At 70.2% G+C, this 11,397-nt stretch carries 10 protein-coding genes; 2 read left to right on the top strand and 8 right to left on the bottom strand.

The window, feature by feature from the left end:
* The 6 genes from E1298_RS36645 to rarD form a co-directional block, all read right to left on the bottom strand.
* Nucleotides 1-2,082: sensor histidine kinase (locus E1298_RS36645; RefSeq protein ID WP_243726034.1), on the bottom strand; the 2,082-nt coding region annotated here is incomplete at its 3' end.
* A 246-nt stretch (nt 2,083-2,328) separates the two neighbouring features.
* Complete coding sequence (locus tag E1298_RS36640; RefSeq protein ID WP_131901623.1) at nt 2,329-4,053, bottom strand: prenyltransferase/squalene oxidase repeat-containing protein; 1,725 nt, start codon at nt 4,051-4,053, stop codon at nt 2,329-2,331.
* The gene (locus E1298_RS36635; protein ID WP_243726033.1) at nt 4,050-5,033 is read right to left on the bottom strand and encodes a terpene synthase family protein; all 984 of its coding nucleotides are present in this window, start codon (nt 5,031-5,033) and stop codon (nt 4,050-4,052) included. The genes E1298_RS36640 and E1298_RS36635 overlap by 4 nt, the downstream gene beginning before the upstream one ends.
* Nucleotides 5,030-6,400 carry a cytochrome P450 gene (locus tag E1298_RS36630; RefSeq protein WP_131901621.1) on the bottom strand — a complete coding sequence of 457 codons (1,371 nt, stop codon included), beginning with the start codon at nt 6,398-6,400 and terminating at the stop codon, nt 5,030-5,032. The genes E1298_RS36635 and E1298_RS36630 overlap by 4 nt, the downstream gene beginning before the upstream one ends.
* Nucleotides 6,401-6,866: 466 nt before the next feature.
* On the bottom strand, nt 6,867-7,256 hold the full coding sequence (locus tag E1298_RS36625; protein ID WP_131901619.1) for a hypothetical protein: 390 nt from the start codon (nt 7,254-7,256) through the stop codon (nt 6,867-6,869).
* Between the two features lie 72 nt (nt 7,257-7,328).
* Nucleotides 7,329-8,249: an EamA family transporter RarD gene (gene rarD / locus E1298_RS36620; protein WP_341770679.1), complete on the bottom strand. Its 921-nt coding sequence runs from the start codon at nt 8,247-8,249 to the stop codon at nt 7,329-7,331.
* Between the two features lie 75 nt (nt 8,250-8,324).
* Here rarD and msrA point away from each other — a divergent pair, with 75 nt between their 5' ends.
* Nucleotides 8,325-8,981, top strand: coding sequence for a peptide-methionine (S)-S-oxide reductase MsrA (gene msrA, locus E1298_RS36615; protein ID WP_131901617.1), 657 nt, complete (start codon nt 8,325-8,327; stop codon nt 8,979-8,981).
* Between the two features lie 51 nt (nt 8,982-9,032).
* Here msrA and E1298_RS36610 read toward each other — a convergent pair whose 3' ends face one another.
* Both E1298_RS36610 and E1298_RS36605 read right to left on the bottom strand, forming a co-directional pair.
* Nucleotides 9,033-9,503, bottom strand: a complete 471-nt coding sequence (locus E1298_RS36610; protein ID WP_131901615.1) for an NUDIX hydrolase — start codon at nt 9,501-9,503, stop codon at nt 9,033-9,035.
* 3 nt (nt 9,504-9,506) lie between these two features.
* A complete protein-coding gene (locus E1298_RS36605) occupies nt 9,507-10,253 on the bottom strand; it encodes a helix-turn-helix domain-containing protein (RefSeq protein WP_131901613.1) in 747 nt (248 codons plus the stop codon).
* 117 nt (nt 10,254-10,370) lie between these two features.
* Here E1298_RS36605 and E1298_RS36600 point away from each other — a divergent pair, with 117 nt between their 5' ends.
* Nucleotides 10,371-10,667 carry a hypothetical protein gene (locus tag E1298_RS36600; protein ID WP_243726032.1) on the top strand — a complete coding sequence of 99 codons (297 nt, stop codon included), beginning with the start codon at nt 10,371-10,373 and terminating at the stop codon, nt 10,665-10,667.
* Nucleotides 10,668-11,397: the final 730 nt, after the last annotated feature.

The following is an 11,397-nucleotide window of genomic DNA, read 5'->3' as shown; positions in this document are numbered from 1 at the left end:
CGGGGTGGGGAGCGCGGTTCCGTTGGCGCCGCCGGGCCGCTGCGACCGCGCCGGCTCGGGAGCGGGCGGCGGCACCGCCACGAGCGAGGGCGCCGGGCCCAACGGCGTGCCGCTGGGCGGTGTGGTCAGCACGCCGGTGGCGCCCGTGGCGGACATCCCGCCGCCGACCGTGGTCGGCCGCCGGACCTCCAGGCCGTTCTGGGTGGTGGCGCCGGTCGTCGCGGGCACCGGGTCGTCGCGGCGCTCCTCGACGATCAGTTCCTTGGGGATGACCACGACGGCGGTGGTGCCGCCGTAGGCCGAGCGCTTGAGCGAGACCTGGAGGCCGTACCGCTCGGCCAGCTTGCTGACCACGAACAGGCCGAGCTGCACCGAGCTCTGCAGGTTGAAGTCGGGCGGGTCGGCGATCCGCGCGTTGATCTCGGAGAGCTTGTCGTCGGTCATGCCGAGGCCGCGATCCTCGATGTCGATCGCGAAGCCGCTGGCGACCAGGTGCCCGCCGACCTGCACGACGGTGTCAGGCGGGGAGAACGACACGGCGTTCTCGATCAGCTCGGCCAGCAGGTGGGTGACGTCGCCGACCGCGCGTCCGGCCAGCTCGATCGGGCCGAACGGCAGGACGGTGACGCGGGTGTAGTCCTCGACCTCGCCGACGGCGGCGCGGACGACGTCGACCATCGGCACGGAGTTGCGCCATCCGCGGGCGGGCAGGGCGCCGGACAGGACGATGAGGTTCTCGGCGTTGCGCCGCATCCGGGTCGCCAGGTGGTCGAGCCGGAACAGCTCCTCCAGCTCCTTGACCTCGATGTCGCGGCGGCGCTCCATCGTGTCGAGCATGGTCAGCTGCCGGTGGACGAGGGTCTGGGTGCGGCGCGCCAGGCTCAGCAGGACGTCGCGGATGCCGCGGCGCAGCTCGGCCTGCTCGACGGCGGTGCGGATCGCGGTCTCCTGGACGGCGTTGAACGCGCGTCCCACCTGCCCGATCTCGTCGCTGCCGAACTGCAGCGGCGGCGCCTCGACCGCGACGTCCACCTTCTCGCCGTGCCCGAGCCGTTCGACGACGCCGGGCAGCCGCTGCTCGGCCAGCTCCCAGGCGGCGGCGCGCAGCCGTTCGAGCTGCCGGACCAGGGCGCGCGCGGTGGTGATCGACACGACGATGGACGCGATGACCGCGAGGAGCCCGAGGCCGCCGGCGAGCAGCAGCCGCACGACGACCCACGCCGCGATCGGTTTCGCCCGCTCGACCAGCCGGTCACCGGCGTCCTGGATGGACTTGCGCATCTCCGCCAGCGCGGGGCCGGTGGCGGCGTGCCACTGCTCCCCGGTGATCCGGAGGCGCTGGCCCTGCCGCGGCCGCTGGAGCAGCACGTCCTCCATGCCGCGGACGGCGGTGAGGCGCCTGTTCGCGGTCAGCTCGTCCCACGCCTTGCGGTCGGCCGGTTGCAGGTCGGTCATCGCGCGCGCGTAGTTGAGCCGCCGGGCCCCGATGATCCCCGCGATGTCCATCTGGTCGCCGGGGGTGAGCCGGCCGGTGGCGAGGACGCTCGCGACGATCGAGTCCTCCTGCGAGAGCAGTTCCCACGAGCGGTTCACGGCGATCTCGGCCCGCAGGTCGGTGGTGAAGCCCTTGTCGTCGAGGGTGGTCGTCCCGTCGTACATGTGGAAGATCGACTCGATGGCGTCGGAGTAGATCTGGACGGCGCTGCGGCGGTCGAGCGCGCCGGTGTCGATCGCCCGCCGGTTGTGGTCGAGGGCGCCGAGCAGCTTGACCATCGTGTCGAGGCGCTTGTCCATCGCGTGGTCGGCAGCGCGCCGGACGCCGGAGCTGCGGGCCTTCTCCACGACGACGGCCCGTTCCCGGTCGGTGCGGGCCCGCTGGGCGGCGAGGACGTCGGGACGGCGCTTGCCGGACGCGATCATGGTCGCCGTCAGACGGCGCTCCTGCTGCAGCTCGACGAGCAGGGGGTCGCTGGGGGCCACCACGCTGTCCAGGGCGCTGACGAACAGCAGGTTCACGCCTTCGCGCAACGTCACCCACGCGGCGAAGGCCCACAGTGCCGTCAGCGAAACCAGCAGGGCCACAATCTTGGTCCGCAGCCGTGAGTTGCGGAAACGCATTACAATCGCCCCAACAATTGTCAACGTGCCCGCGATGCGGGGCGCTCGGGCCCGGCCGTGGAACACGTGGGTGGCGGAGAGTGCGGGCGGCGCCGTGCCGTCTAACCGGCCAGCGCACCGCTGAACCTTACCAACGCCACCAAACCCGCTCAAGGTGAATGGTTTACCTTTTGCGTTCTAGCAGGTGGCGTTGCGACGATGTGGTGCAATTCACCTCAGGGAAACGTGCGCGTCACCCGGAGTCAGATGCAGCGCTCCCAACACGGCCGCCCGGACGATGGTTATAGGGCGGTATACGTCTTTGTCATGCCATAGGGGTGGCTTGTCGGAGTCAATGTCCACCGGGACCCCCGGCTCGTCCCCCGCCATCGCCGCCGCGACCCCGCGCAGGTGGGCGCCGCCCCGCCGGAGCGCGCGCGCCGCGGCGTGGGCCATCGTGGTGCCGCCGCGCCGGGCCCCGGTGAGGGCCAGAAGCTGGACGGCGTAGGCGGTCTCCTCCGCCGTCCCGTCCCAGCGGCCCCACGAGCCGTCCGGACGCTGCTCGCGGATCGTCCACTGGATGGCACGGTCCACCGCGTGAACGGATTCCGCCCCGCCGAACGCGTCCAATGCGAGCGCGCAGCAGACGGTCGCATAGAGGGGCGACGCGTGCCAGCGGTCCTGCCATCGGCCGTCGTCCAACTGCTGGCCCACCAGCCAGGACGCCACTTTCCGGACGGTCGCCGCGTAGCGTTCGCCGATGCCGGGCCGGGCGGCCGCGCCGGTGGCTGCGAGGTAATGACCGAAGGCTTCGAGCACATGGGCATTGGTCGTCACCGAGCGGCCGTTCTCGCCCGGCCAGCTGCAGAAATGCGTTTCCGTCTCGTACTTCCAGAGCAGATCCGGCCGGTGCGGCACACCGAGCAGGGACAGCGCGTACAGCACGCCCGAACTCGTGTCGGCGTCCGGGGGCAGCCCGGTTCCGCCCGGCGCCCCCTGCTCGCCGAGCGACTCCCGCATCTGGACGATCAGCCCGGACGGCACGTCCAGCGGGACTCCCGCGCGGACGAGCCAGCCGAGCGCCCAGCCCCGCTCGAAGTTGGTCACCGGGGCGGCGACCGGCACCGGGCCGCCGTGCTGCTCGACCGCCGCCTCCAGATACCGGCGGGCGGAGGAGACGAGGCCCGATCCCGGCTCGTCGGGAGCGGCCGTGCCCAGCCAGGCCGCGGTGGCGGCCGACGACGCGCCGACCGTCGCGAACGACGCGCCGGCGCCCTGCCCGGGGGCGTCCATCGGCACGGGACGGATCGTCTGCGCGCGGTACGCCGAAGGCCCGGCGATCTCCAGCGCGTGCAGCATCTTCACCGGCACGGCCCCGCCCGCGTCGAGGTGTTCGCGGACGGCGGGAAGGAGCGCGCCGTCCATTCCCGGTGGCGGGCTCAGGCGGCCGTCCGTCCAGTCGGGGACGAACGCCGCGGGCGGTGGCCGGCGCAGCTCGTCCAGATGCCCGTTGATCGCCTCGATGAGGGACGGGGTGATGTGCTCGATCGCGGGCATGTCGGGCAGGTCGAGCGGCTCGGAGCCGTCGAGCAGGCGGGCGAGCGCGTGCAGGGCCTGTCCGGCGGCCTTGACCACCTCGGCGTGACCAACGCCGTCCGGCCACGTCCGCCTCTCGCCGCGCAGGGCCGAGAGGAGCGCCTCGGCGGCGCTGAGGGTCGGGACGAGCGCGTACCCCGGATGAGGAGGCCCCCAGGAGCCGTCCCCGCGCTGGGTGTCCAGCAGATACCGGAGCCGCCGGGCATGCCCGGTCAGCCAGGGCGCGAGGCTCACCAGGCGCGCGGTCTCGTACACCGACGCGGACGAGCGCCCCCAGGGGTGGGCGGCGAGGTCGGCCACCAGCCGGTCGGCGGCGGGCACGACGTCGACGATCTCCGGGCAGACGTCCTCGACGGTCACAGCGAACCCCAGTAGTCGCTGATCCCGTAGAAGCCCGTGCTGTAGCCGATCTGCCGTTCGAGGTAGTCCACGGCCTCGGGGCAGTCCGCCCGCAGCGGCCGGACCAGCTCCCGGCAGCGCTCGACCAGCTCGCCGATGCGCGCGGTGATCTGGGCACGGTCCACGCCGAGCATCTGGGCGTTCAGGTCGCCCCACGTCACGTCGCGCTCGTAGGTGGCGAGGTCGTTGAGCAGCCGGAGGATGCGCTGCACCTCCCGGCTCACGACCTGAAGCTCCCCGATGCGGTCGAGGACGCCCTGGTCGCCGTGGACGATCCAGTGCGAGATGTTGACCCAGGCGGAGCCGTAGTTGTCGGCGTTCTCCAGGTACTCGTCGAACGTGGGCGTCACCGGGCCGCCCGCTGGACCGCGTGCCCGTCCGGCGGCCCGTCCGGCGGCCCGTCCGGCGGCCCGCCCGGCGGCCTGTGCGGCGGTCGACTTCCACGTCCACTCGCGGGCTCCGCAGTCGAGGAGCCGGTGGAGCTGCCTCCGCCAGTCGTCCCGCAGCGCCGGGAACGCGGGGGACGCGGCGATCTCGTCCCGCAGGTCGGCGAGGAACCTGGTCAGCCCGTCCCCGGGGACCGGTGGCGCGCCGTCCGCGACCGCGAGGCAGCGCCGGTTGATGTCGTCCACCTCCGAGCGCGCCGCCGCGACATGGTCGACCAGCCAGTCCAGCCCGAAGATCCACAGGGACGTGCGCGCCGCGATCCGCAGGCCGGCGGCCGGCAGCCGCGGCGAGCCGAACGCGTTCGCGCAGGCGACGGCGTTGAACAGGGTCTCGTCGATCGGCTTGGCGTCGAACAGGTCGGGATAGGCCCCGGCGCACTCGGCGAGGTCCCGGGCGCACCGCACGGCCTGGGCCATGACCGCTCCGCTGATGCGGGCGTCCCCCAGCGGATCCTCGCCGTCGGGACGGGGCGACGCGCCGTCCGCGGCGTTCACACGTCTCGCCTGACGGGCGTCAGCCTCATCTCCAAGGGCTGCCTCGGCCGCAGGGTCGCGCCGATGCGCGGCATCGCGGGCACCGCCTCCGACAGCGACGGACGGAACCGGCTGAGGATGCTCGTCAGGATCATCTGCGCCTCGACGTTGAACACGTGCCGGCCGATGCACTGGTGCGGCCCGCCGCCGAACGGGAAGTAGGCGTACCGGTGGCGGTGCTGCGCGTTCTCCGGCGTGAACCGGTCCGGATCGAACTCCAGCGGCCGATCCCACACCGTCGCGAGCCGGTGGGTGAGGAACGGGCTGATCAGGATGGGATCGCCCGGCTTGAGGGGGACGCCGCCGACGACGGTCGCCTCCGTGGCCATGCGCGGGAACATCCAGCCGACGGGGTAGAGGCGCAGGAGTTCTTGGACGACCTGCGTGACATAGGTGAGGCGCTGGAGGTGCTCGGGGCGGACCCGCTCGCCGCCGACCACCTCGTCGATCTCCGCGACCAGCCTGGCCTCGACGTCCGGATGGTCGTGCAGGAGCGGCCACAACCAGGTCAGCGCCAGCGTCGTGGTCTCGGTACTCGTGGCGAACATGGCGAGCAGGTTGTCGCGGACCCACCGGTCGTCCAGCACGCTGCCGGTCGCCATCCGGGCCCGGCACAGCGCCGTGAAGATGTCGTCGCCGTCGCCGGGACGGTCGCGGTACCGGTCGACGAGCGCGAACAGCGTCTCGTCCATCACCTGGACGGCGTCCCGGAACGCCCGGTCGCCGGGCATCGGGATCGCGCGGGGGACGAAGGGCAGCAGGAAGCGGAACGTGATCGAGGTGGCCACCTGGTCGAACGCCGGGATCAGCCGGTTCGCCTCGACGGGGGAGATCTTGTCGCCGAACAGGACCTTGATCACGGTCTCGTTGACGATCCGGCTCATCTCGGGCATCACGTCGATCGGCCGTCCCTCGCGGGCGGGCGCGTCGAGCTTGTCGACCGCCCGGTTGATGGCCTCGGCCATCAGCCCGGTGAGCCGGTTGACGTTGCGCGTGGTGAAGACCGGCTGGAGAATGCGCTTGCTGCGCTCCCACTCCCCGCCCTCGGCGAGGATGCTGTCGCCCATCAGCTCGCGCAGCGGCCGCCAGAAGACGCCGTCGCGGACGAAGTTCTGCGACTCCCGCCGTAGGACCTGCTGCACGTGGTCGGGGTGGGTGGCCAGGTACGGGTGCGAGGCTCCGAGATCCAGCCGGATGAGCCGTCCGGCCCCCTCCGCGCTGATCTTCTCCAGCTGCCTGAGCGGATCTCGGAGGAACCCCGAGACCGTGCGGTACAGAGGGAACTTCTTGGCCTTCTGCGTGGGAACGGCGCCGACGTCAACGGACATTTCCGACTGCCCCTCGATGTGGAGTTGAAGCGGTCTCGACCTGTGAGTGCTGCACTCGGCACCCCCGCGACCATCGCGCCGGATAGGCGTGACAGACACAGATGGGCGTTTAGAGTCCTCTGTCCACCGTTGTGTTTCTTGGGCGTTATGTAGGTTTCGGTGGAAGTATCACATGATCAATTAACGCGATCAAGGGGGAGAAAGGTAGAAATTTCAGCCCTTTCTGAGTGACGTCTATCACTTACTGGGCCCCGTGTCCCACTCGTTGAGATGACTTGTCAGGACGCCGCAGGTCAGGGCTTGATGAACATCTGGTGTCCGAGGGGACGTCACGAAGCGAGCACGGAGAGTGACGACAATGGACCGTGCCGTCGGCGCCTTGGGGCCGCGCATTCGCGAATGGTGAGAGAAACGATCAACGACCGCGCCAATGACGATCGGCGCTACAGGCCAATGACCATTGGTTCTACAGCCTGTTGCCCGTCGTCGGCAGGATGGCCGGCCATGCGAGCCCACCGGAGACCCGGAACTCGCCGGACACCTTACGGGCGCCACAATGCGCCACGATCGTGTACTTGCCCGCCTTGGCGTCGCGCTTCACGGTCGCGGTGCCCCGCCCGGCCTTGCCGTCAAGAGTCAAGTCCTTGGTGAACGCCTTGGACGACACCCGGTGCCCGTCCGAGCACCCGGGCACGGACACCTCGACCCGCTGGCCCGGCCGCGCCGCGCCCGGCTGCACCGCCATCCCGCCCCGTCCGAACCGCGTCGCCTCGCCGGCCGCCTCGCCCGCCGCCGGGGCCACCAGCCCCGCCGCGACGAGAGCGGTTCCCAGGGCGGTGACGCTGAGCAGGCGCAACAGAACTCCTCGAATCGGACGTGTGACTTCCGGCACTCTAGTGCTTCTGGGGCCTTCACTCTAGAGCGGGGTTCACACCACCTCGTGCGCCGCCTCGGGCCGCCGTTCCGCACGGCCACGGTCCATGCTCCGCGCCCGCCGTCCCGCGCGCAGCCCGTCCCACGTCAGGGTCACCAGCGCGAGCCAGACCAGCAGGAAACCCGCCCACCGGCTGGCGGGCATCGCCTCGTGCTGCACCAGCAGTCCGATGAGGAACTGCAGAAGCGGCGCCAGGTACTGCAGCATCCCGATCGTGCTCATGGGGAGCCTGGTGGCCGCTCCGTTGAACATCATCAGCGGGATCGCCGTCACGACCCCTGCGGCCGCCATCAGGACGGCCTGCCCGGCGCCGTGATGCCCGAACGCCGCGTCCCCCCGTCCGGCCAAGGCGGCCGCGAAGACCAGAGCGGGCACGAACAGCACCGCGGTCTCGACGGCCAGGCTCTCCGCCGACGGCATGTCGGTGAGCTTCTTGAGCAGGCCGTACGTCCCGAACGAGGACGCCAGCACCAGCGCGATCCACGGCAGCCGCCCATAGTCGGCGGTCAGCACCACCACGGCCGCCGCGCCGAGCCCCACCGCGATCCACTGCCAGACCCGGAGCCGCTCCCGGAAGACGGCCACGCCGAAGACCACGCTGATCAGCGGGTTGATGAAGTACCCCAGCGCCGCCTCGATCGTGTGCCCGCTGTTGACCGCGTAGATGTAGGTGCCCCAGTTCGCGGTGATCGCCACCGCGGCCAAGGCCAGCAGCCCGACCTTCCGGACGGTCAGCCCCCGCAGCCAGCCCCAGTTCTTTCGCACGGCGAGCATCACCAGGACGGCGAGCAGCGACCACATGATCCGATGCGCCAGGATCTCCATCGCGCCCGCCGGCTTCAGCAGCGGCCAGTAGAGCGGGAACAGCCCCCACAGGACGTACGCTCCGGCCCCCAACGCCATGCCACGGTTCACGATCAGCACGATATCAGCATGTAAGCAGTCAAAAGCGACACGCTAATGACCCGCACGGCGAGCTAGCCTGGAGGCATGTTCGGCTTTGCGAAGACCCAGATGGTCTCTCCGGAGAAGGCACTCCCCGGCAGGGACGAACCCATCCAGGTACCGCCGCGCCACGAGATCCTGGACGCGCCCCTGGCACCCCCCTTCCCGGACGGCGCCGAGCTCGCCGAGTTCGCCCTCGGCTGCTTCTGGGGCGCCGAACGCAAGTTCTGGGAGACCCCGGGCGTGATCTCCACCTCCGTCGGCTACGAGGGCGGCTACACGCCGAACCCCACCTACGAAGAGGTCTGCAGCGGCCAGACCGGCCACACCGAGACCGTCCGCGTCGTCTACGACCCCGCCAAGGTCTCCTACGACGAACTGCTCCGCCTCTTCTGGGAGTCTCACGATCCCACCCAGGGCATGCGCCAAGGCAACGACGTCGGCACCCAGTACCGCTCAGCCGTCTTCTACCGCACCGACCTCCAGAAGAAGGCCGCCGAAACCTCCCGCGACGCCTACCAGCAGGTCCTCACCACCGCCGGCCACGGCCCCATCACCACCGAGATCACCCCGGCCACCGACTTCTACTACGCCGAGCCCTACCACCAGCAGTACCTCTCAGCCAATAAAAACCCGAACGGATATTGCGGCATCGGCGGGACGGGCCTGTCTTGCCCGGTCGGTGTTGCTCCGGCTGAGTAACGTCTGACCTGGTATGACTCCGCGCGTACGGCTAGGGCAAAGCCCGTTGCCCTAGCCGAGGTGGGGTGTCGTCCGGTGTTCGCGGTAGTGGCGCAGGCGGAGTTGCTGGGTGTGGTGCATGGGCAGGTCATCCAGCTCGTCCACGGGCACCCAGCGGACCTCAAAGGACTCGTCGCTCACCTGGAGCACGCCGCCGATTAGGCGGGCCTCGAAGCAGACGTTGAACTGTCGGCGGACCTCGCCGTCCGAGTAGGCGATGATGTGACGAGGGTCGGTGTAGGTACCGACCAGGCCCGTGATCTCGATGTCGTACCCGGTCTCTTCCTTCACCTCGCGGACGGCCGTCCCCGGTAGCGACTCGTCCAGGTTCATCCCGCCACCCGGCAAGGCCCAGAGACCGGAGTCGGCGCGCCGCTGCATGAGCACCTCGCCGCGTTCATTGGTCACGACGGCGGACGCGGCGACGACCATCGAGTTCGGGGCCGGTGCGTCCGGGTCGTCGTAGTACTCGGTGCGCGCCACGCTTCACTCCTTGATCGCTTGTCGGGAGAGTGCCCAGACCGCCTCGAAACTCTCGGCGTAGCGGTCGAACACGCCTCCCTCGGTCTCCCGGCGCAGGTGCCAGACCGGCGCCCCGTAGGCGTTCATGCCGAACACGTGCGCGTTGACGAGCATGTGATCGTCACCGCGATAGATCGAGTTGTAGAGCGTGGTGGAGTGCTGGTGTACCTCGACACCCGGCATCCCGATCAACGGCGAGTAGTGCATGAGCGCGACACGGCACCGTGTCTCGATGCCATGCCCGTACTTCTCCTCCTCGCCGCGCTCGCTGACCGCTGGCGCGTCAGGGTCTCCCAGAAGGATGCGCACCCGACATCCGGCGGCGGCCTTCTCTCGCAAGAGGTCGTTGCAGTTTGGCCACTGCTCGTGCAGGAAGACGCCCGCGTAGACCAGTACTTCTATCCGCTCCCGAGCCTTGGTGAAGAGCCCGCGCCATAGGTCGAACGGGGCATCCGCGCGAGTGTCGTGGAGAGCGATCAACTCGGGGTGCAGCCCGCGTCTGCGGCGCCCCTTCTCCAGGGATGGCCACAGGTAGGCCATGTCCTCGCGGAGAACGCGGGCAGCTTTGTAGGCCGTCGTCCGGTGCGGACTCCTGCCGGTGCTGACCCAACGTTCAGCCGTCTTGGGATCCACCCCGACGGCTTCGGCGAACTGGGCGTAGTTGAGCCCGGCGCGTACCAGGGCGGTGCGCAGACGCTCGTTGGCGGCCATAGGGACGTTTATACGTCACTGAGACGTCCCTGGAGTGTCCTTCTGTGAAGTTCCGGTGTCCCTCCGTGCTGCTGAACGCTTGACGTGCATCGACACCCGACGGAAGGACAGCGCGTCATGGCAATGGAACCCTCCGAGGTGACAGAGGCGAGCCGGTTGCGTGTGTGGGCGCTGGCGCAGGCGCTCAAGTCACACGGTTACGCGGCGCAGATGGCTGAGTCCGAGCCGCTGTTGGCGGTTCCGGCCGCCTCCGGGTCGCCACTGCTGCTGCGGTGCGACCGACGCACGGTTTGCGGTGGGCAACTGTGGTTCACCTTCGCAGGCGGTGCTCCTATCGCTCCAGCCGATGACGCTCACCTGCAAGATGCCGTCGTCGCGGTCAAGGGCAAGCTCGCTGCGCAGGCTGATGGGTAGGCGCGCCACGTCCAGAGTCGTCACGTGGTACGGGCAGGCCACGGGGGCGTGGTGGGCGATGGTCCCGTCGGCCGGTGGCGTCCGATTGCTGGAGACAGCGAACCCTCGGGAACTACAGGAGGCGATCGAGAACCCGGCGGCCTGGCCGTGGCCTCACGGCAAGTTCCTGCTGGCCCCTCGCGCCGGTGACGCCTGATAGCCGCGTTTGCTGGGCCTCCGGCGCGTCTTCCCGACAAGGGATCCCCCGCGCCGGGGCCCTGTGTCCGGTACAGAGCCACTCCGGGTCAGTCGTCTCCGGCAGGTAACGGCGACCGGACACGAGGAGAAGGGCCCCCGAGTCCTGGCGGGGTGCTCGGGGGCCCTTCTTCGCTGATCGAGGGCAACCCTGACCCGTACCGGAGGGCCGTTCACGGCCTGAGGAACGGAAGCAGGGGCGGCAGCGCGAGCCCCCAACCCTCGCATCGTGGTATCCGCGCGGCGAGTGCCTTGAAGCCCGGCCGGTGCCCCGTGACGAGCGGAGGGCCGCGGCTTCCCTTCGCGCTGGTATGGCGGGGCCGGTCGATGGCGTAGCCACCCCGTAGGGGCGACCGCTAGGGAGTCAGCCGGCGCCGCGTGCACCCTTCCAGCCCAAGCGTCGGCGGCCTAGAAGCCGCTGCCCGTCCCGTGCGCGGGATGCCTCGTCAGGGTTGGGCCCTGGCCCCGCGCGGTGCGGTACGGGCGGGCCGTCCAC

This window comes from Actinomadura rubrisoli (assembly GCF_004349215.1).
Taxonomy (GTDB): Bacteria; Actinomycetota; Actinomycetes; order Streptosporangiales; family Streptosporangiaceae; genus Spirillospora; species Spirillospora rubrisoli.
The sequence above is the reverse complement of the archived record's forward strand: the minus strand, read 5'-3'. Positions and strand labels throughout refer to the sequence as shown.